The following is a 20,041-nucleotide window of genomic DNA, read 5'->3' as shown; positions in this document are numbered from 1 at the left end:
GGCGCGGGCGTCATGAGTCAGGTCATCGGGTTGTTGGGGACGTGTCTGGTGTTGGGGGTGCTGGCCCGGCGCAGTGGGAAGTTCCCCGAGGGCTCGGCGGGGCCGTTCAACACGTTCGTGTTGTACGTGGCGTTGCCGGCGCTGGTGTTGCGGGTGATGCACCGGTTGGAGTTCGTGCCGTCGCTGCTGGTGGCCGCGGTGGTGCCGTGGCTGTACTACCTGGCGGCGGGGCCGTTCTTCCGGTGGCTGGGGCCTCGGCTGGGGTTGTCAAGGGAGTCGGTGGCGGCGTTGGTGTTGACGGCGGGGTTGGGGAACACGGCGTTCGTCGGCCTGCCGATGGCGGAGGCGCTGCTGGGGGCGGAGGGGCTGGCGGTGGCGGTGGTGGCGGACCAGCTCGGCTCGTTCCTGGTGTTGTCCACGTTGGCGACGCTGGCGGCGGCGCGGGCGAGCGCGGGGACGGAGCTGCCGCTGAGCGCGTTGGCGAGGAAGGTGGCGACCTTCCCTCCGTTCGTGGCGTTGGTGGTGTCGCTGTTGTTGCGGCCGGTGGGGTATCCGGAGTGGGTGGAGTCGGTGCTGGAGCGGCTGGGGGCGTTGTTGACGCCGCTGGCGTTGTTCTCGGTGGGGTTGCAGCTGCGGCTGTCGGGGGTGAGGGCGCGGCTGCCGGCGCTGTCGCTGGGGTTGTTCTACAAGCTGGTGTTGGTGCCGGGCGTGGTGATGCTGGGGTTGTGGGCATTGCCGGGGTTGTCGCCCGTGGTGGTGCAGGCGACGGTGCTGCAGGCGGCGATGGCGCCCATGGTGAGCGCGGCGATTCTCGCGGCCGAGCACCGGTTGGACCCGGAGCTGGCGGTGCTGATGGTGGGCGTGGGGATTCCCCTGTCCTTCGTCACCGCGCCCCTGATGTTGTGGCTGGTGCGGTGAGGGACCTGCTCGGAAAGAAAGGGTCATGACGGAGGCTGCTCGATGACGCCCGGAATGAAGTTGCTGGAGGTCCAGGAGGTGCTGGGCCGTCTTCTCGAAGAGAGCCGTTCTCCCGAGGAAAAGGAGAAGTTGAACACCGCGATGGACGTGTTCGAGTTCATCTTCGAGACTGGGCAATCCGGAGCCGTCGATGACTACCGCCAGAGCTTGGAGGTTCGTGCCCCTCCGCTCGTCTCCGCGAGCTTCGACACGCGTGAGGAAGCGAACGCCTGGCTCCAAGCGCATCCGGCTCCACTCAACGGCGCCAAGGTTCTGGTTGGGGACGAGTACTTCAACGTGGTCCACTTCCGGGACAAGGACCTCCGTTATCTTCCCCCAAGTCCTGTGCTCAAGTTCTATCTTCAGCGCATTGAGCAGGAAGGCCTCCCCCCACCCGTCGCCACGTTCGACACAGTCGAGCAGGCGCGGGCCTGGGTCGACAGTCAGCCCGAGCCCCCGCGCCAGGTGCTCATCCTCATCGCCGGTGCGCCCCACCTCGTGGCCTACCACTACCGCGTCAACGTCCGCGCCATCTACCCGATGTCCCTGGCCGCCAAGACCGCACCTGTCCCCTCGGACGAGCCAGCCGAATGAGGAGAACCTGCTGAAGACCTATCGATTTCCAGAGCAGCTCGCTGCAGTGTTCGTGAGTGTGGCGCTCGTGGCTTGTAGCTCGACCCGACAGGTGGCCCCCGAGAGCACCATGGAACTCCAGCGGCTCGTGCTCGTCATCCGGGAGCAGGGGGATGGCGCCGTGACTCATTCATGGGAGCCGGCCGATGGGTTCGAACTGCCGCGCCAGGGGACTCGCACACGCTTGCGAGCGACACCAGTCGTGAGTCGGCCGCGTGATTGCGACGAGGAGAACACGGCCTGCGTCGACGAATGCATGAGTCGTCCTCTCGCAAGGGGCTTTGGGCACATGACGAGTGGTGGAAGGCAGAAGGGAGGCAAGCTGCGCTTCTGCACGACCCGCTGCCAGCAACCCTATATGGACTGCGTTGAGCTAGAAAGACTGCGACCCCAGGAGTTCACCGCGGTCGACGAGGCCGTGGACTGGTTGCGTCAGCACCGCAGCGAGGTCTTGCTTGGAAGTACATTCATCATCGCGGGCGTGGTCTTTGTCGTGGTGTCGATGGGCGCGGGATTGCTTGTCCTCGCGCCCGCCGTTCTTTTCGCCAACACCCAATCCCATCACCCTTCGCTCACGGCCGAGGTGGCACCTTGAACGACGGCATGCGGTACCTTGAGGTCCGAGAGCTTCTCGGTAGGCTCCGCGAGCAATCCTCCGACGAGGACGAGAAGGCGAAGCTGTTGATGGCGATGGATGCGGTCGCATTCATCACGGATACAGGACAGTCCTACGAGTTCGAGGACTATCGCCAAGGAGAGGAGGAGGATGCTCCTCCCGTCGTCATCGAGAGCTTCGCTACGCGTTCGGAAGCCGAGTCCTGGCTGAAAGCGCATCCTCGCCCACCGGATGGTGCCCACCTCCTGATTGCCGGCGAGTACCACCGCGTCGCCTATTTCCCAGAGCAGGACATCCGCCGTCTCCCTCGGGATCCCGTGCTCAAGTACTACCTCCAGGACATGGAACAGGGCGGCCTTCCCCCACCCGTCGCCACGTTCGACACAGTCGAGCAGGCGCGGGCCTGGGTCGACAGTCAGCCCGAGCCCCCGCGCCAGGTGCTCATCCTCATCGCCGGTGCGCCCCACCTCGTGGCCTACCACCACCGCGTCAACGTCCGTTCCATCTACCCGATGTCCCTGGCGGCCAAGGCCGCACCTGTCCCCTCGGACGAGCCGACCGACTGAGGTGGACTCCCGCCTGCTCGCCTGCCCTTCGGGCGGGTGCGCGGACGACTCGCTGACGTGCCGGCCCTGCCCACCTATCTTCCCTCATGGCCGAGCAACCACCGAAGGCCTCCGGGGCACCCGGAGGAGACCCGAGGCGGATGGAAGTGCGGCGCTCCGTGGCGGAGCTGGGCGCGCGCACCTACGCCATCCAACTGCTTTCCGACGCTGACATCCCCTTCCTCGTGGGCGGCGCCTATGCCTTCGCTCACTACACGGGCATCTATCGCGACACCAAGGACCTGGACCTCTTCCTCCATCGCAAGGACGCGGACCGCGCCATCGAACTCCTCTCGCGCAACGAGTGGCGCACCGAGAGCGAGGTCCACGGCTGGCTCCACAAGGCCTTCTGGGCGGACTTCCTCGTCGACCTCATCTACAGCTCCGGCAATGGCATCACCGCCATCGACGACGCGTGGTTCGAGCACTCCGTCCCCGCGCAGGTGCTGGGCTGCCCGTGCCGAGTCCCTCCCGCCGAGGAGATTTTCTGGAGCAAGGCGTTCGTCCTCGAGCGTGAGCGCTTCGACGGCCATGAGCTCACCCACCTGCTCCTCAAGACAGGCGCCACGTTCGACTGGGAACGCCTGCTGCGACGCTTCGACCGCTACTGGGAAGTCCTCCTCTCCCACCTGCTCGTCTTCCGCTTCGCCTACCCGTCGGACCGCGCCATCGTTCCCGACTGGCTGATGCGCGAGCTGCTCTCCCGCGCGGACCGCTCCGTGGACCAGGGGAACTGGCAGGAGCGCATCTGCCGGGGACGCATCCTCTCGTACCGCAACTATCGCGTCGACGTCGACGAGTGGGGCTTCGCGGACGGCGATGCCTGGGAAGTCGAGCAGCGGAAGAAGGACGACCCCTCGCTCGTGGCGGGTGGGCTGCCTGGCTCCGACGGCCTCCACTGAGCCCCGCTACCCCACGTCCCTCCATGCGAGCCCCCGGGGCGCAAGGCCATGCCCGCCCCGGGCTCGCGACCCTACCTTTCCTCCTGTGCCCAGAGGAAAGGCAGGTGTCCCGTGTCACGCCTTGAAGCCGGACCCCGAGGAGCGCTCGGCGCGCTGAGCGCGGTGCTGTTGTCGCTCGGACTCGCCACACCCGCGAGCGCGCAGCTCGCCGCCTCCGAACGCGGCGGTCCCATCCGCCTCCAGGTGGGTGAGCAATCCCTCACCGTGTCCCTGAGCCGCGACACCGTGCGCGGCGGAGGCTTCGACCTGCGGCGCACCCCCACCTCGCTCAAGGGCCAGCTGCGCGGAGGGGACGTGGACCTGCGCTGGCGCAAGGGCCCCATCGTCGGACGCGTGGGCGTGGAGGACAGCCGGTTGGAGCTCTCCCGCATGTCCTCCGAGCCAGGCCTGCGCGTGGATGGCGAGCTCGCGAACTGGCCCACCTCGCTCGTCCTCTCGCCAGTCGGCATCTCCGGCGACGTGGGCGGCTGCAGCTACTCCATGACGGTGGCTGGAGGCCGCTATACCGGCTGGCGCACCTGTCAGCCCGACGCGGGCGGTGAGCCGACCTCCGTCTCCCTCAGCCTGCCAGAGACGATTCACGTGCTCGGGGACGCCGAGCAGGCCGCGCTCTTGTCCCTGCTGCTCTCCGCGCAGGGCCTGCCGCCCGCACCGCCTCGCGAGGCGTCCGACTCCGGGCGCACCCTGGAAGGCCCCGGCCTCGACGAAACCGACGCCCCGCGCAAGTGAGGCGCGTGCGGCCCCACCACGGGTCATGCTTCAATCCCTCTCCAGCGCGCACGGCTGTGCGTGATGGGCCATCGCCCATCCTTCGCTGAAAGAGAGCTCCACCATGAAGCTGTCCCTGACGGTGCTGTCGGCGCTGGTCGTGTCGGGTCTTCTGGCCTGTGGTGGAACCGAGGCCGTCGAGGCGCTGGAGCCCCTGGCTCAGGAGGAGAGCGCGCTCGTCACGTGTACGACGACGTGTCCGAACGGGACGACGGTGTCCTGTGAGGGCAACACCTGCAACGCCTATCCAGGCGAGTCCGTCGAGTGCGATGGGTTGCACAACATCTGCTTCACCTCGCCGCCGTCCATCTGCCTGCAGCCCAACAGCTCCTGCTTGAGCCTGGCCGGCAAGGCGTGTTCCCCGGCGGGCACCGCCACGCGCTCGTGCTGCATCAACCGGCGCGTCGGAAACTGCTTCTGCACCAGCCAGGGCATCTGGGCCTGCTCCGCGAACTGAGCCGGGCCGAAGTGAGGGGTGGGCGCGTCGAGCCGCGTGAGGGCCCGACGCGCGCGGGGCGTCAGGCCGTCGCCGTCATGCCGAAGGACAGCTCCACGCCGTTGTCCTTCACGCGCATGCGGGGTTTGGACAGCCAGTGGCAGTGGGCGCAGTAGCTGTGCGCCCCGGAGGGGCTGGCGCGCACGTTCACCGCTCCCCCGCAGAGCACGCAGCCGTCGGGAAGGACGAATTCGGCGAATCGCTCGCCGAGGTTGCTCTCGAATTCAGTCATGCCTTTGAGTTAACGCAGGAATCGCGCGGCACAAGCAGACCGTTCCTGGCCGAGGGGCTTGGCCCCACGGGGCAAGGTCCCATGTCACCCCCAAGCAGGCGGGCAGGCGGGCGCGGCTGCATTCCTTACCGCCTCGCACCCGACTGACGCCTGGTGGACAGCGCAACCCAGGGCTTCCTCGTGGACTGACTGGCACGGGGATTGATCTCCCAGGCGACAGGAAGACCGAGGGGGATGGCATGGGCGGCGGCGTGGAGCGCGTGGACGTGAGCGAGGACAGGAAGGGCTGGGGCGTGGAGGTCGTCACGTCGGAGGGCGAGGTGCGGCGCTACCGGTACCGGAGCGAGGCCCAGGCGCGCTTCTTCGCGGCCGTCTTCGAGATGGGGCCCCGGGTGCTGCCTCCCGTGCGCCGGGTGAAGGCCCGGAAGGCCGCCTGAGGGCCTCATTCCAGGGGGATGTCCGGGGACCGGGCCTCCAGGCGCCGTCACCGTGGCTTCCCACTACCCTTGCGGGCGGGTTTCGGGGAGGCTTTGCGCCATGAGCGACGAGAGCAAGCCCTTCCTCATCCCCGCCAACCGGCAGTACATCACCAAGGAGCCGGACCCCGCGGGCCGCTGGTCCACGCTGTTCCCGGACATGATTGGCTACAAGAACCAGGGTGGCGGCAAGGTGCCGGCGGACTTCGGCTGGAACACCAACCCCAAGCAGTGGCAGGAGGAGATGACGCCGGGCACCCTGGCCGAGCGCTTCAACGAGCTGCGCGTGCTGCCGCCGAAGGCCGAGCCTCCCGCGCTGCCCGCTGACACGAAGAAGTAGGCGCGCGTCGTCTAGCTGAAGGGCAGGGCCGCGAGGCGCTCCCGGAAGCGCTCGAGCAACCCCAGCGAGTTCGCCTCGTCCAGTCCCTCGGCGGCCTCCTGTCGCGCCTTGCGCAGGAAGCCGTCGAACGGCGCCGAGCGGCCGTACAGCGCCGCCGCCGTGTCCACCGCGTCCGCCAGCACGCGCGACGCGCCAGGCGAGCCGAGCGTCAGGTGCATATCCGCCTGCTCCAGCTTCGCGCCGCACGCCGCCCACAGCTCGCGGTCATGCACGGTGAGCCACGTGCGCGTCACCTCGTCCATGGCCTCCTCCAGGAAGGCGAGGAAGGGCTCGACGTGCGAGGGCAGCACGTCCGCCGCCAGCTCACGTTGTCCGGCTGCCTCCTGGAGGTGCGCGCGGAAGCTCAGCACGTGGTGCTTCTGCGGCGTGCGCAGCGCCACCGAGGCGGGCAGGGTGATGAAGGCCGACACGCTCTCCGCCATCTGTCGGGCCAGGGCGGGCCGTGACGGGGCCTCCGCCTTCGCCGCGCGCTCCAGCCGTCCTTGCAGCGAGCGGCGCAGGTCCGCCGCCGCCCCGCGCAGCGCCGAGCGCGCGCCCACCTGGTGCACGTAGCCGGGCACCACGTCCTCGCGGCGCACGTCCTCGAAGGCCGCCGCCGTCAGGTAGACGAGGTCGCCGATGCGCACGCGGAAGTCGGCGCGGAACGCCTGGAGCTTGGCCATCAGCGTCCAGCGGTCGCTGACGACCTCCGGCTTGCGCATCTGCTGGCCCAGCTCCGACACCCGCTTGGACAGCCGCTCCGCGGTGGCGTGGAGCACCGCCTCCACCTCTTGCGCCAGCCGCTCGTCGGAGCTGGCGGGGGGAGGGGCCCAGCCGGTGTCCCCGGTGCTCGCGGCGCGCGCGGGCGGGGGGAACTGCTGGTGGATGGCGCTGACGAGCTGGTTGACGCCCACGAGGGTGTCACCAATGGCCGGGGCCATGGTCTCCCAGAGGGCCAGGTCCGCGCCGCCGTCCGACTCCAGGGTGGTGGGCTCGTACTTGGCGATGCTCAGGTGGCCCAGCCGGTCGATGGCCACCGCCGCCGCGCGGTGGACATGGGTGAGGCGGTCCGCGAGGTGCCGATCCGTGAGCGACTCCAGCAATGCCTCCAGTCGCGAGGGCAGGGCATCCTGGGGAGCACGGGCGGCACGGGGCGTGGGCGACGGAGGCATGAGGCGCGCGACGCTACCGCACTGGCGTCGCACGCGCGAAAAGGGGGGCTCGGCAGCCAGGGGGGCTCCCGGCATAGAGTGCGGCTTCGGGGAGGATGAATGACAGAGCGTTTGCGCCGTGGGGCGAAGAGGGGGGGGCTGGCGGCCCTGCTGCTGGTGGGGGTCTGGTTCTTCGCGGCGTGGGACGTGTGCCTGTCCGCCTGGGTGTTTCGTGGGGTGAAGGTGCTCCAGTGCCCGGACGGGCAGTTCCGCCAGACGGTGGGCCTGGAGGCCTATGCCTTGGGGCGCGGGCTGGCGGGAACGGTGGTCGTCTGGGCGGACGCTCATGCGCCGGACGCACGCGGAAATCTCATGAACGCGCGGGTGGAGCGGGGCTCCGCGGAGCTGTTCCTGGTGGATGCCGAAGGGAAGCAGACGCCCCTGGTGCCCGAGAAGGACTACCCGTGGACGCGCTCGCCCGATGACTCGCTGACGGCCCAGGTGAAGCTGCCCGAGGTGGCGGACGGCGACTACAAGCTGCTCGCGCGTCTCACGACGCCGCTGGGCACGGACACGGTGGAGGCGACGCTGCCCCTCTACGCGCCAGCGGTGGCGCACGTGCTGACGGACCGACCGCTGTATGAGCCCGGCAACGAGGTGAGCTTCCGCGCCGTGGTGCTGCGCGCCAAGGACCTGTCCCCGCTGGATGGGCGGCCCGGGACGTGGTTCCTGAAGGACGCGACGGGAGAGACGGTGCTGGAGGAGCGGGCGCCCGCGGGGCCGTGGGGCGTCGTGGCCGGCAGCTTCCCGTTGGACCGGGGCGCGCCCGTCGGTGAGTGGACGCTGGTGTGGAGCAGCGGGGACACCCAGGCCCAGGCGACGTTCCAGGTGAAGCCCTTCACGCTGCCGCGCTTCCGGGTGGAGGCGTCCAGCCCCCGGCCCTACTGGCGCGCGGGGGACACGCCCGAGCTGGAAGGCCAGGTGGTGTACGCGTCGGGCGCTCCGGTGACGGACGCGGAGGTGGAGCTCGGGTGGAATGTCTCCGGCGAGTGGCCGCCGCCTCCGGAATGGAACACGGGAGGACTTCCTCCAAGGACTCGCACGGATGCGGCGGGGCGCTTCCGCGTGACGCTGCCGCGCGTGCCGGACGACCTGCGAGGCCAGGTGACGCTGTCCGCGCGCGTGTCGGCGAAGGACGCCGCGGGAGACCGGGTGGTGGGCGGCGCTGCGCTGCTGCTCTCCGAGGACGCGCTCGCCATCTCCTCGGTGACGGAGCTGGAGGACGGGCTGGTGGACGGCTTCAGCAACCGCGTCTACCTGCGCGCCACCACCCCGGACGGACGGGTGCTGCCGGGCGCGGAGCTGACGGTGAAGCGCGCGTGGGACGCCCGGGACGAGGGCGTGCGCGGCGTGACGGACGAGGACGGCGTGGCGGCCTTCCAACTGGACCCGGGCCCCCCCGTCAACGTGGTGGTGCCGCCCCTGCCGGTGCGTCGGCTCCCCCCGCCGCCTCCGGTGCGGCTGGCGCAGTTGAAGAACCTGATGGAGGCGGGCAGCGGACCGACGCTGAAGGAGCAACTCGCCGTGGAGGGCTGGGTGGCGTCGTTCTTCCCGTGCGCGCGCTTCGTCCTGCCGAACGAAGGCCAGCGTGTGGTGGAGCTGGGCGTGCGGGTGGGCGCGGGCGGCGCGGTGACGGACGTGGTGGGCACCCAAGACGCGCTGTCGGCGTGTCTGGCCCAGGTCGTCCGCGCGCGCACGTTGCCCCCGGGACAGGACCGGGTGTTGTCGCTGTCGCTGGCGGTGCGGGATTGGGGGCTGCCCCGGCTGGAGTTGAGGGCGGAGCCCGCCTTTGGCACGGCCACGCCGCTGATGGGCGCGCTGGAGTCGGCGGCGAAGGATGCGCGCACGTGTCTGCCCACGGGGCTCGCGACGAGCGTCTACCTGCCCACGGCGCTGACGTGGCGACTGGGGGCGAAGCGGGAGGTGTCGCTGTCGTGGTCCGCGCTGCCGTGGGTGCATGGTGGACCCGGCGCGGCGACGGTGGCCTGCGTCCAGGAGCGCTTCGCGCGCTGGAGGGCCGTGGAGGACAGTGAGGACGGTGAGTCGATGGGCGTCCTCTTCCTCACGGCGCACCCGGGAGTGGACGGCTCCCGGAGCGGTGGGCCGCCGCAGGCCACCACCTTCCTGGGCTATGAGCTCAAGGTGGCGGCGAAGGTGGATGGAAAGCCGGTGGGGGACACGAAGTGGGTGCTGCGCCCGGCGACGCTGCCGCCCTTGCGCCTGCGCGCCACGCCGGTGCTGGCGCGGGCCGGCGAGGAGGTGCGCATCGACCTGATGCGCGGCCCCGCCTACCAGGGCTCGCTGCCCGAGGAGCTGTGGCTCTCGGTGGGCAAGGAGAAGCTGGTGACGAAGCTGGAGAAGGGCTCCACCACGGCGCGCTTCCGGCTGCCCGATGACTTCGAGGGCTGGGCGGAGACCTCGTGGATGGGGGCTCTGGCGCGGGTGTACGTGGCGCCGCGCGCGCAGCTCTCCGTGGAGGTGTCGTCGGAGAAGCCGGCCTATGCGCCCGGCGACCTGGCGCGGCTCCATGTGCGCACGCGCGTGGATGGGAAGGACGGGCCCGCGGCGGTGGGCCTCATCGGCGTGGACGAGACGTTGAGCCAGCTGGTGCCGCTGCCGGGCGGGGACGCGCTGGCGAGCGTGAGGCCCGCGCCGTCGGTGTCGCAGCCCGCCTTCGGGGTGCTGGATGGCGTGGCGCTGGCCCAGGGACGCATCCGGGGCTCCAACGCGGCCGCCGCGGCGCTCTTGCGCGTGAGCGCGGTGCCGACGCTTCGGGAGACAGAGACGCGCGCGAGCGCGAGCGCACGCGGTGCCTTCGACCCGGAGGCCGAGCTGACCGAGCCCTTCTACGCGGTGCTCGAGGAGCTGCACGCGCAGGTGCGTGATTGGGAGGAGAAGGCGCCCGAGGGCGAGACGCTGAACCCGGCGGGGCTCGCGAAGCTGTGGACCCAGGCGCTGGCGTCCTGCGAGCAGCGGGGTGAGAAGGTGAAGGACGCCTTCGGCCAGCGGCTGCGGTTGTCGAGGCTGCCCAGGGAGTTGCTGGAGCTGACGGACCCGCGCGCGGTGGTGTCGCGAGGGACGCGACTGCCAGAGGACGTGGAGAACTGGAACGCGTGGGTCGCCCGGGAGGCGCCGTGATTCGCAAAATCGTCGTCGGGGCGGTGTGTCTCGTCGTGGGGCTCGTGCTGATGGTGACCCTGTTCGGGGACAACATCCGGAAGCTCTTCGGCTCGTCCTCGGCCGCGCTGCAGGGCAACTTCGCGCCCCCGGGTCAGGCCATGGACAGGCAGTCGGACTTGCTCCGCAGGAGCTTCGCCGCGGAGCAGGAGGCCGCGGCGCCCGTGATGGAGCCCCCTGTGGGAGGGGCCGCGCCGGAAGCGGACGACTCGTTCGCCCAGAAGGCGGACGAGGGGGGAGCGCGCTTCAAGGGCGGCGGTGGCGAGCAGAAGCCGCAGTCCGTGGGAGCGCCCAGCCGCGCGTGGTTCCCGGAGACGTTCCTCTTCGAGCCGCTGGTGGTGACGGATGAGTCCGGGAGCGCGACGCTGCCGGTGCGCGTACCGGACCGGCTCACCCGCTGGCGCGTGCTGGCGCTGGCGCACTCGCGCTCGGGCGCCCAGGCCGGCGCGGTGACGAGCTTCGCGGGCACGCTGCCCACATACGTGGACCCGGTGCTGCCGCCCTTCCTGCGCGCGGGCGACTCCGTGCGCGTGCCGGTGCAGGTGGTGAACACGACGGACACCGCGGTGGAGACGTCGCTGAAGGTGGAGGCCACGGGTGCGGCGGTGGACGGCGCCACGCGCACGGTCCGCGTGCCGGCGCGAGGCAGCGTGGTGGAGTACGTGACGGTGCGCGTCTCCGGCCCCGGCCCCATCGCGGTGCGCGCGGCGCTGGGAGACGCGGACAGCGTGGAGAAGCCCCTGGACGTGTGGCCCACCGGCAGGCCCGTGGTGCAGACGTGGAGCGGCACGCTGGCCGCGCCGCGCACGCTGACGCTCACGGGCGCCGCGGACGCGCAGGCGGGCAGCGAGCGCGTGCGGCTCCAGGTGTATCCCGGCGGGCTCGGCGTGCTGCGCTCGGAGCTGGCGTCGGCGGGGGCTCGCGGTGGCTCGGAGGACGTGGCGTATGCGCTGCTCCTGGCCGGGCGCGCTCCAGAGTTGTTGACGGCGCTGGGCGAGCCCCAGGCGGCCCAGGTGATGAAGGCGGCCCTGTCCCCCAAGGGCGGGCGCGTGGCGTCACCGCCGGAGTCGGCGGGAGGCCTCGTGGACGCGGAAGGGGTGCGCGTCCTCGTGGCGCAGGCGACGCAGCGCGCGCTGCGGCTGGGGCGCACGCCGGACGTGGTGTCGGCGACGTTGCTGGTGGAGGGCACGCTGCTCCATCCGGACAACCCGGTGCTGGCGCGCCTGGGCGAGCGGCTCGCGAGCTGGGTGGCCGCGGCGCAGCGTCCGGATGGCACGTGCCAGGGAGGTGACGGCTGGACGCTGCAGCGACTGCTGGTGGCGACGGCGGACTGCACGCGCGCGGTGGTGGCGGCTTCCGGGACACCGGCGGGTCAGCGTCGCGCGGCGCGCTTCACGGCGCTGGCGTCGGGCGCGCTGGAGCGCAACCGGGAGCACGTGAAGGACGGCTACACGGCGGCGTCCCTGCTGGCGAGCGGCATCGTGAAGGGCGCGCTGCGGGACTCGCTGCGGGCGCAGGTGCGTGACGCGCTGAAGACGCGCGAGGACGGCGCCGCGTACCTGCCGGTGGAGCAGGGCGTGGTGGCGGCCGATGGCGAGGTGCCCTCGGAAGCGGAGGCCACGGCGCTGGCGGTGCTGGGCCTGGAGGGCGACGACAAGGCGCCGCTGGCGGACCTGGGCGCGTCGCTGCTCGCGGGCTACGGGCCGGCGCGCGGGTGGGGCAGCGGCCGGACGAACCGGCTGGCGCTCAAGGCGGTGGTGTCGCTCTTCAAGGAGCCGCTGCCCGCGAGCGTGCGCGTGGTGCTGGAGCGCGACGGCAAGCCGGTGGCCGAGGGCACGTACGACGCCAAGGCGCTGCGCGAGGTGCTGGCGCTGGAGGCCCCGGCGACGGGCTCGGCGGGCGCGCATGCCTGGACGGTGCGCGCGGAGCCCGCGGTGCCGGGCCTGGGCTTCGCGCTGGCGCTGTCCGCCGCCGTGCCGTGGAAGCAGGAGACGCAAGGCGGACTGGAGCTGGCCGTGGACTCGCCCCGGGAGGCGCGAGTCGGGCAGCCCGTGGAGGTGACGGTGCAGGCCTCCACGCCCTCGGGCCTGGTGCTGGAGTTGCGGCACGGGCTGCCCGCGGGCGTGCAGGTGGACTCCGCCAGCCTGGACGCGCTGGTGGCGTCGGGGAGTGTCTCGTCGTGGACCTCGGAGGATGGCGCGGTGACGCTGAAGCTGCCGGCTCGGGGACAGGGGGAAGCCTTCCAGGCTCGCTTCCGTGTCATCCCCACGCTGGCGGGGACGCTCCAGGCGGGCGCCTCGTCGCTGCGCGTGGTGGCGCGGCCGGACCTCGTCTCCTACGTACCTCCCGCTACGTGGGCGGTGCGCTGAGGAGAGGTCCTCGAAGACTTCGGACCGGGGCCGTGTTGCGCACGGCCCGGTGACGAGTGTCCGCTCACGGGCTTCTGGACCCGGCACGTCAGGGCAGAAGCGCGGCTGACCCCTGGGCATCTCCTGGGGGAATACGGAAGATTCACGTCGGCGTCGGCAGGCCGAGAAGGCTTCGTCAGCGGTTCTTCACGGGTGACACCATGGAGCTCGACGGCGCGGAACGAGACGAGTTGCTGTTGGCGATGCTGGGGGCGTTTCCCTCGGTGGAGGACCTTCGCCGGGTGGTGGCCTCGGTGTGCCACCGGGATTTGGAAGTGCTCGTTCCAACGGGCGGCCCGAGGGAGCGGGCGACAGGCCTCATCCAGCGCGCGGAGTCGGAAGGGTGGACGCGGGAGCTGGTGACGGGCATGCACGGCGCTCATCCGAGACACTCGCGACTGCATCGCTTCATGCAGGGCTACCTCGCCTCGGTGCAGCGGAGCATTCCGCGTCGCAGCCTGGAGCGCATCGTCGGCTCCCAGTCGGAGGAGGGCGGCGCGGACGGGTGGCGCCGGAGGCTCGCCTCGATTGAGCGGCGTGTGTGCCGGGTGGAGCCGGTGCTGGGCGCGTCCCTGGGCACGGGGTTCCTGGTGTCGCGCGACGTGGTGCTCACCAACTTCCACGTCATCGAGAACCGGCTCCTGGAGTCGCTGCGCGTGCGCTTCGACCACAAGGTGTTGCCGGACCGGACGCTGCTCCAGTCGGGGACGCGCTACGCGGTGAAGCGGTGCATCGCGCGCAGCTCGTACAGCCCCGCGGACCTGATGCACCCCCGGCCTCGCGAGGCGACGGTGGACGAGCTGGACTACGCCTTCCTCCAGGTGGAGGGCGCGCCGGGTGACGAGGGGCTGGAGGACGACCCCCGGGGCTGGCTGGAGCTGCCCGACGAGGAGGTGCCCTTCATCGTGGGCAGCCTGGCGCTCATCGTCCAGCACCCGGAGGGACAGCCGATGAGCGTGGCGGTGGACGAGTTCCTGGCCGTCAACGCGTCGCGCACCCGTGTGTCCTATCGGACCTCCACGAGCCCCGGGTCCTCCGGCGCGCCGTGCTTCACCCAGGAATTGCGCCTGGCCGCGCTGCATCACAGCGGGGGGCCCCGCATGCCGTCCGCCACGGGACACAACGAGGGCATCCCCGCGGACACCATCCGCCGGAGCTTGTCCCGGGAGGTGAAGGCGCTGCTGGGCTGGGAGTGAGGGGTGTGAACTGGAGGAGGGGGACGCGCCTGTTATCGTCGGCGGATGTTCGTCCTCGATGCCCGTTGCCGCCGTGCTCGGAGCCTGCTCCGCCTGGTGTTGCTCGTGGTGCTCTGCGCGTCGTCGAGCGTCGCGCTGGCGCAGACGCGGCTGCGCGTGGCCGGCGCCACGGCCAACAACGAGGTGAAGCTGCGCACGACGTCGGAGGACTTCCGGACGGTGCTGCGCGTGGACCTGCTGTCTCCGCCTCCCGGTGACGCGGGTGTGGAGGAGGCGCTGCCCGGCGGCGTGACGGTGCTGGTGGATCCGCTCCAGGCGAGTGATGGCTCCCAGGTGACGTTGACGGCCGTCGTGCGCGAGGCCGCGGGTGCGGGGGATGCGGGCGGCTCGTCGCTGCCCATCTCGCCGTCCATCTCATCGAGGGCGCCGCTGCACCTGGAGGTGTCGGGGAAGCTGCCGGCGGCGGGGGACTACACGGGGCAGCTGGTGCTGGTGCACGCGGGCGGGCGCGAGACGACGGCGCTCGTCGTCTCGCGGACGCAGGCGGTGCCGGCGGTGCAGTTCATCGCCACGTCGCCCGCGGTGGCGGCTTCGGGCTGGGGCCTGGGCACGGTGGAGGCGACGGTGCGGCTGCCCTTCAAGGAGACGGCGGGCGTGACGGGGAAGGTGGCCACGCCCCGGCTGCTCCAGCTCCAGCACAAGGCGCCGGACCTGGGGGCGACGCTGGTGCAGCCTCGCTTCGGCAGCGCCCACTTCTTCCTGGAGGGCGGCGGGAAGGATGGCAAGGACCTCGATTTGTCGATGGTGGACGGCACGGTGCAGGTGTCAGCGAATGGCAGCGGCACGCTGCTGTTGCACCTGCGCGGGCTGGACGGGCCGGGCGAGTACACGGGCACGGTGCGGATGGCGGTGCCGCAAGGCGTGGCGGTGGAGCAGCCCTTCACCGTCTGGGTGCGGACGCCCTGGCTATGGGGCGCGCTGCTCATCGCCGCGGGCGCGGTGTCGTCCTATGGCGTGCGCCTGTACACGCAGAACATCCGGCCCCGGGCGCAGCAGCTCCATCGGGCGCAGGTGCTGAGGCAGCGGGCGGCGGAGCTGCTCAACGGCCAGGACGAGGAGGCGCGGCGGGTGGGGCTGGAGGTGCGCGCGCGCATCGACGCCATCGTCTCGAGGATTCGTGGCCCGCTACGAGGCGGCCGGGTGGCGGAGGCGGAGCTGGCGCGGGTGGAGCCGGAGCTGCGGCTGTACGAGGCGTGGTGTGCCGGCACGCGCGAGCTGCAGGCGCTTCCCAGGGAGCTGCGGCCGGCGCAGGCGAGCAAGCTGCTGGACGAGGCGGAGACGTCGCTGCGGCTGGGCAATGTGCCGACGGAGCGCCTGGAGGAGCAGCTCAAGGTGCTGCGCCAGCAGAACGTGGAGGAGTTGGCGCGGGCGGGGCTGAAGGCGAAGCTGGCGGAGCTGGAGACGCAGGCGCGCGCGCTGGCGCAGAAGCTGGGGGAGGATGACAGCCTGGGCTTCCGGTTGATGTATGAGCTGTTGCCGCTGCTCCAGGAGGTGCGCGCGTCCCTGGACGAGGGCGACCTGTCGACGGCGCGGCAGCGCTTCGAGCGGGCACGGCGCTCCTACTTCGACGTCCTCTGCGGGGAGCTGTCGCTGGCGGTGGCCTCGCCGCGCAATCCCCGGGGCTTCACGCAGGAGGAGTGGCGGGAGCTGACCGCGGAGGTGAAGGACCGGCTGAAGCAGGCGCGGGCCCGCGCGGACGTCAGCGTGGACGAGGGCTTCCGGCTGTACCAGGGCGCGTATGCGCACTACGTGCTCCGGCTCCTGAAGGAGCTGCGCGAGGCGCTGAGGGACGCGCGGGACTCGGCCAGCGACGCGCAGAAGGTGGAGCTGGACAGCGCGGAGGCGAAGCTGCGCGAGGCGATGCTGGCGCTGGGGGCGGAGTCTCCGCATGCGGCCGCGGCGAAGTACCGCGAGGCGAGCGACCTCCTCCACCACGCGCAGACGGGACAGGTGCGCAAGCGCATCGAGGCGCTGCGCGCGGAGGTGGCGAGCAAGCGAAGCTCGGCCACCACGGACTCGGAGCTGCATGAGCTGGGTCACATCGACTCGTTGCTGAACGAGGCGCAGCTCGCGCTGAAGCCGGAGACGTTGCAGGACGCGGACTACAAGGCGGACAAGGCGGCGATGGCGCTCCAGGCCTACCCGAGTCCACAGGGTGCCGGCATGAGTGGCAGGTTGGGGGTCCCCACGGGCAGTGAGGCGCTGAGCTTCTCCACGCCCGCCGCGCCGGAGGTACCCGCTCCCACCGCGCCCACGGGCGGCAGCCTGCCGACGTTGCCGGAGGCTCCGAGCGGGGACGCGGACTCGGCGGGTGGATTCAGTGCGCTGGAGGGCGTGCCGTTGCCGTCGCCGCGTCACCTGTGGGTGGTGGAGCTGGCGATGCTGGCGCTGCTCACGGGCGTGGCGGTGGTGCTGGGCCTGCAGCTCCTCAACGTCTTCTCACCGACGTGGGGCGGCTTCGGCGCGGGCATGACGGCGTTCCTCTGGGGCTTCGGTCTGCACCAGGTGGGCAATGCCAGCTTCGAGGGCCTCGCCGGCCTGCTGACGCGCGTGGAGGGGCGGGGCGGCGCGACGGGCGGAGGCGGAGGCGGTTCCTGAGCGCTTGCGTCGTGACGAAACCATTCCATGTTGAGGTTCTCGTCGCGAAAGCGTCCGTTGAAGCTCTCGTCGGTGCCGTTCTGCCAGGGCTTGCCCGGAACGATGTGCGCCAGCTCAATGCGAGCCTTCGCAGGATGGCCGAGGCCACGAACTCCGGATCGTTGTCACTGCTCATGTGCCGGGGTCCCCTGCGCGACCCCTGCATTTAAGCGAGCAGATCGCCAGTCGCCTACCAGACGGCTCCGTGCGAGGTGGAGTGGTGTGGTGCCAGAGGAGAGGTCAGGCTGGTATGCAAGGCGGCCATAAACGAGGAGCAGGTGCGGACGTTTCTTTCGAATTTGTTCGAGGAGGTCTGCACGCCAAGAGGGTGTTGTCGCTGTCGCACGCGATGTTGGGCGTGGTGCATGCCGCGTCGTTGTCTATGCACGCGATTGGCCGGGTCAAGTCCCGAATCTTGTGTAGTTGGTGCGGAGGGGGGCCGGGGGAGGAGGGCCTCCCTGTCGAGGCGTCAGCGGGTCCTCGTCCGGCGTGCCATCAAGCGGGCTCATCTCGCCGACTGTCACCCCCTGGTGGCGGACGCCATCTGGCGCGCGGCGACCTACACGCAGACTGACCTGGAGTCGTTGACGGCACCCCTGCCGCAGGGGCTGGGCCTGACGTTGCTCTAGCTTCTTCAACGGTCGCCCGATGACTGCTACCCCGCAGCGAGGGAACCGGCGACGGACCTGGGGCGATGGCTTGGGGGCGAGGGGTCTTCGGCAAGGCAGAAGCGGAGGCCGAACGTAAGCGACCGACGGCCGGCGTCCTGAACAGGGGCGGATTCGTCGGTTCACTCCAGCATGCGACGACCCAATCCGGATGAGTGGAAGCAGTTGGTGGAAGAGTTCAAGGCGAGCGGGCTGACGCAGAAGGAGTTCGCGGAGAGGCACGAGGTCTCGCTCAGCGCCTTCCAGTACAAGCTGTACAAGAAGCAGAGGTCCACGCTGGGACGGAGGTCCGAATCGACAGGCAGACCACGGGCGACTTTCCTTCCCGTGGAGGTGGTCGCATCCCCCGTGCCGCGGACGCGAGAAGGGCTCATGCTCGAGGTGGCGCTGCCGCGAGGAGTGCTCCTGCGTTTCCCGGAGGGCACGCAGGCGGAGTACCTCGCGCATCTGGTGGCGGTGCTCGGCTGATGCTGCTGTTGCCCCGGGCGGTGCGAATCCTTCTGGCACGTGAACCGGTGGACATGCGCAACAGCATCGATGGGCTGGCGGCGATTGTGCGCGCGGAGTGGAAGGAGAGTCTCTACGCCGGCCACCTCTTCGTCTTCGTCTCGCGGCGCGGGGACAAGGTGAAGATTCTCTCCTGGGACGCGGGCGGCTTCGTCCTCACCTACAAGCGCTTGGAGCAGGGCCGCTTCCGCCTGCCTGCCTTCGGCGAGGACGCCCTGGGAGCGCAGCTGGATGCCACCCAACTGTCCATGCTTCTTGACGGAATCGACGTCACGCACGTCCGGAGGCCAGGCAAGTGGGCACCGCCCCCAGTCGCCGAGGCAATGCCCGCCAGCGGTGGGCTGGTTTTCCCAGAGAGATGGCAGCGCTCGATGCGACGCACCAGTGCGAGTGGCGTGAGCGAGCCGAAGGGCTCGAGCAGGAGAACCTCACCCTCAAAGAGCGCGTGGGCAGCATCGAATCCCAGCTTGCGCTCCTCCAGCGGACCGTCTTCGGAAAGAAGAGCGAGAAGCTCCCCAGAGTCGAGGACGAGCTGCGCAAGGCCTCGGGCAACGCGCCCAGGCCGCGTGAAGCGACGCTGAAGGAGCGGCGGTTGAAGCGCGAGGCGCGCGCGACGTTGCCCGAGCGGCTGATTCATCACCGCGTTCCCGAGGAAGCGCGGAGGTGTCCGTCCTGCGGTGGCACGGCGTTGAAGCCGCTGGGCCCCGGCAAGCGCACGGACCTCATCGAGTATGTGCCCGCGCACGTAGAGCGGCAGGTCCATCTGCGGGAGACGCTCGTCTGCCCCTGCGGCGCGGGCATCGTCACAGCCCCCGCGCCCAAGGCCATTGAGCAAGGGCAGTATGGCCCGGGCTTCCTGGCGCACGTGGTGACGGCGAAGTGCTGCGACTCGATTCCGCTGTATCGGCAGGCCAAGGCCCTCGCCCGCGCTGGCATGCCCGTGGCGCGCACCACGCTCTGCGACGTCTTCCACGAGGTGGGCCGAGCCACGGCGCCACTCGCCGAGCGCCTCTTGGCGCTGGTGAGAGAGGCCAGCCGGGTTCACGCCGACGAGACACCCCAACGCGTGTTGGACGAGGGCAAGACGCGCCGCGCCTACGTCTGGACATTCCGCACCGATGAGCTCATCGCCTACGTCCACAGCGCCAGTCGCTCCGGCGTGACGCCCCTGGAAGTGCTCGGGGGCACCCAGGGCTTCCTGCTGGTGGATGGCTACACGGGCTACAACCGCGTGACGCTGCCGGAGGGGCGCGTGCGCGTGGGGTGCTGGGCCCACGTGCGCCGCAAATTCTTCGACGCACTCACCACCGCGCCCGAGTCCAGGACGGCACTCGACCTCATCCTCGAGCTGTACGGTGTCGAGTACGCTGTCCGAGACGCCGGGACGCTCGCTACTCCGGAACACCTCCACGCTCGCAGCACCACCAGTGCACGCATCCTTCAGCGTCTGGCTGCGTGGGTGGATGAACAGCTTCCCCTCCATCCCCCCAAGAGTCCCCTGGGCATGGCCCTTCGCTACACGAAGGGACAATGGAGCGCACTGACACGCTTCTTGGAGAACGCCTCGCTGCCCCTCGACAACAACGCCGCGGAGCGGGCGCTGCGCGCCATGGCCCTGGGCAGGAAGAACTATCTCTTTGTCGGCAACGACGAGGCAGGTCGGAATCTGGCGGGGCTGAGCTCTCTGGTCGCCACCTGCGAGGCGAACGGCGTCAATCCCGAGGCGTACCTCGCCGACGTGCTGATGCGCCTTGGCAGCCACCCCGCATCACGTCTGGACGAACTGCTGCCTCACCGCTGGCAACCGTCCTCTGCATCCGCGCCTGACTCCTCCTGAAGCCACGTCAGCCTCGGCGACCAGGACCCCCGTGCGCGGCTACCATGCGGTGCGAGCGGAAGGGTGCATCCGGCGGACGTCACCCGTCGGTCGGTTACGGCCGAACTGCTCGCGCTCCGCAGTCCTGTCCTGCTTCTGCTGCTTCTTCACATCCACCTTACGAGGGGGATATTCCCCCAGAGAGGTTTCTCAAGAAATCCTGGGGCGAAGGAGCCC

The 20,041-nt window shown here is 70.5% G+C and carries 17 protein-coding genes and 2 pseudogenes; 16 read left to right on the top strand and 3 right to left on the bottom strand.

Annotated features, from left to right (window positions below):
- Positions 1–12: 12 nt before the first annotated feature.
- The 7 genes from ACN469_RS33825 to ACN469_RS33795 all read left to right on the top strand — a co-directional run bounded on the left by ACN469_RS33825 (position 13) and on the right by ACN469_RS33795 (position 4,998).
- Positions 13–918 (top strand): AEC family transporter, encoded by a 906-nt coding sequence (locus ACN469_RS33825; protein ID WP_498774786.1) that lies wholly within the window; start codon positions 13–15, stop codon positions 916–918.
- A gap of 42 nt (positions 919–960) precedes the next feature.
- The gene (locus ACN469_RS33820) at positions 961–1,551 is read left to right on the top strand and encodes a head protein (RefSeq protein WP_498774770.1); all 591 of its coding nucleotides are present in this window, start codon (positions 961–963) and stop codon (positions 1,549–1,551) included.
- A gap of 109 nt (positions 1,552–1,660) precedes the next feature.
- Positions 1,661–2,185: a hypothetical protein gene (locus tag ACN469_RS33815; RefSeq protein ID WP_498774768.1), complete on the top strand. Its 525-nt coding sequence runs from the start codon at positions 1,661–1,663 to the stop codon at positions 2,183–2,185.
- A gap of 8 nt (positions 2,186–2,193) precedes the next feature.
- Positions 2,194–2,772, top strand: a complete 579-nt coding sequence (locus tag ACN469_RS33810; protein WP_498774766.1) for a head protein — start codon at positions 2,194–2,196, stop codon at positions 2,770–2,772.
- 140 nt (positions 2,773–2,912) lie between these two features.
- Complete coding sequence (locus ACN469_RS33805; protein ID WP_498774764.1) at positions 2,913–3,713, top strand: nucleotidyltransferase family protein; 801 nt, start codon at positions 2,913–2,915, stop codon at positions 3,711–3,713.
- 111 nt (positions 3,714–3,824) lie between these two features.
- On the top strand, positions 3,825–4,502 hold the full coding sequence (locus ACN469_RS33800; protein WP_498774762.1) for a hypothetical protein: 678 nt from the start codon (positions 3,825–3,827) through the stop codon (positions 4,500–4,502).
- A 103-nt stretch (positions 4,503–4,605) separates the two neighbouring features.
- A complete protein-coding gene (locus ACN469_RS33795; RefSeq protein WP_498774760.1) occupies positions 4,606–4,998 on the top strand; it encodes a hypothetical protein in 393 nt (130 codons plus the stop codon).
- A gap of 61 nt (positions 4,999–5,059) precedes the next feature.
- Here the strand turns inward: ACN469_RS33795 and ACN469_RS33790 are convergent, their stop codons facing one another.
- Complete coding sequence (locus tag ACN469_RS33790) at positions 5,060–5,269, bottom strand: hypothetical protein (protein ID WP_498774759.1); 210 nt, start codon at positions 5,267–5,269, stop codon at positions 5,060–5,062.
- A gap of 239 nt (positions 5,270–5,508) precedes the next feature.
- Here ACN469_RS33790 and ACN469_RS33785 point away from each other — a divergent pair, with 239 nt between their 5' ends.
- Entirely contained in the window at positions 5,509–5,706 is a 198-nt protein-coding gene (locus ACN469_RS33785; protein ID WP_498774757.1) for a hypothetical protein, read from the top strand.
- A 100-nt stretch (positions 5,707–5,806) separates the two neighbouring features.
- Positions 5,807–6,085, top strand: a complete 279-nt coding sequence (locus ACN469_RS33780; protein WP_498774755.1) for a hypothetical protein — start codon at positions 5,807–5,809, stop codon at positions 6,083–6,085.
- Positions 6,086–6,096: 11 nt separating this feature from the next.
- Here the strand turns inward: ACN469_RS33780 and ACN469_RS33775 are convergent, their stop codons facing one another.
- Positions 6,097–7,296, bottom strand: a complete 1,200-nt coding sequence (locus ACN469_RS33775) for a hypothetical protein (RefSeq protein WP_498774753.1) — start codon at positions 7,294–7,296, stop codon at positions 6,097–6,099.
- Between the two features lie 99 nt (positions 7,297–7,395).
- On the opposite strand from ACN469_RS33775, the gene ACN469_RS33770 reads away from it, so the two are divergent.
- From ACN469_RS33770 to ACN469_RS33755, 4 genes are all read left to right on the top strand, one after another.
- On the top strand, positions 7,396–10,473 hold the full coding sequence (locus ACN469_RS33770; RefSeq protein WP_498774751.1) for an MG2 domain-containing protein: 3,078 nt from the start codon (positions 7,396–7,398) through the stop codon (positions 10,471–10,473).
- Positions 10,470–12,881: an alpha-2-macroglobulin family protein gene (locus ACN469_RS33765; RefSeq protein WP_498774749.1), complete on the top strand. Its 2,412-nt coding sequence runs from the start codon at positions 10,470–10,472 to the stop codon at positions 12,879–12,881. The genes ACN469_RS33770 and ACN469_RS33765 overlap by 4 nt, the downstream gene beginning before the upstream one ends.
- A gap of 200 nt (positions 12,882–13,081) precedes the next feature.
- On the top strand, positions 13,082–14,116 hold the full coding sequence (locus tag ACN469_RS33760; protein WP_498774747.1) for a trypsin-like peptidase domain-containing protein: 1,035 nt from the start codon (positions 13,082–13,084) through the stop codon (positions 14,114–14,116).
- 45 nt (positions 14,117–14,161) lie between these two features.
- The gene (locus ACN469_RS33755; protein WP_498774745.1) at positions 14,162–16,774 is read left to right on the top strand and encodes a coiled-coil domain-containing protein; all 2,613 of its coding nucleotides are present in this window, start codon (positions 14,162–14,164) and stop codon (positions 16,772–16,774) included.
- Between the two features lie 17 nt (positions 16,775–16,791).
- On the opposite strand, the pseudogene ACN469_RS33750 reads toward ACN469_RS33755, so the two are convergent.
- A pseudogene (locus ACN469_RS33750) lies at positions 16,792–16,958 on the bottom strand (integrase core domain-containing protein); the annotation flags it as partial.
- Positions 16,959–17,613: 655 nt separating this feature from the next.
- Between ACN469_RS33750 and tnpA the strand changes: the two are divergent.
- From tnpA to tnpC, 3 genes and pseudogenes are all read left to right on the top strand, one after another.
- Positions 17,614–17,949 carry an IS66 family insertion sequence element accessory protein TnpA gene (tnpA, locus tag ACN469_RS33745; protein ID WP_498774743.1) on the top strand — a complete coding sequence of 112 codons (336 nt, stop codon included), beginning with the start codon at positions 17,614–17,616 and terminating at the stop codon, positions 17,947–17,949.
- Positions 17,949–18,260, top strand: a pseudogene (gene tnpB, locus ACN469_RS33740) (IS66 family insertion sequence element accessory protein TnpB); the annotation flags it as partial. The gene tnpA and the pseudogene tnpB, both read left to right, overlap by 1 nt.
- An 86-nt stretch (positions 18,261–18,346) precedes the next feature.
- Complete coding sequence (gene tnpC, locus ACN469_RS33735) at positions 18,347–19,825, top strand: IS66 family transposase (protein WP_498774741.1); 1,479 nt, start codon at positions 18,347–18,349, stop codon at positions 19,823–19,825.
- The last annotated feature ends 216 nt before the right edge of the window (positions 19,826–20,041 follow it).

Origin of the sequence: Corallococcus terminator (assembly GCF_049194865.1) — a bacterium.
In the GTDB taxonomy this organism is placed as follows: Bacteria; Myxococcota; Myxococcia; order Myxococcales; family Myxococcaceae; genus Myxococcus; species Myxococcus terminator_A.
The sequence above is the reverse complement of the archived record's forward strand: the minus strand, read 5'-3'. Positions and strand labels throughout refer to the sequence as shown.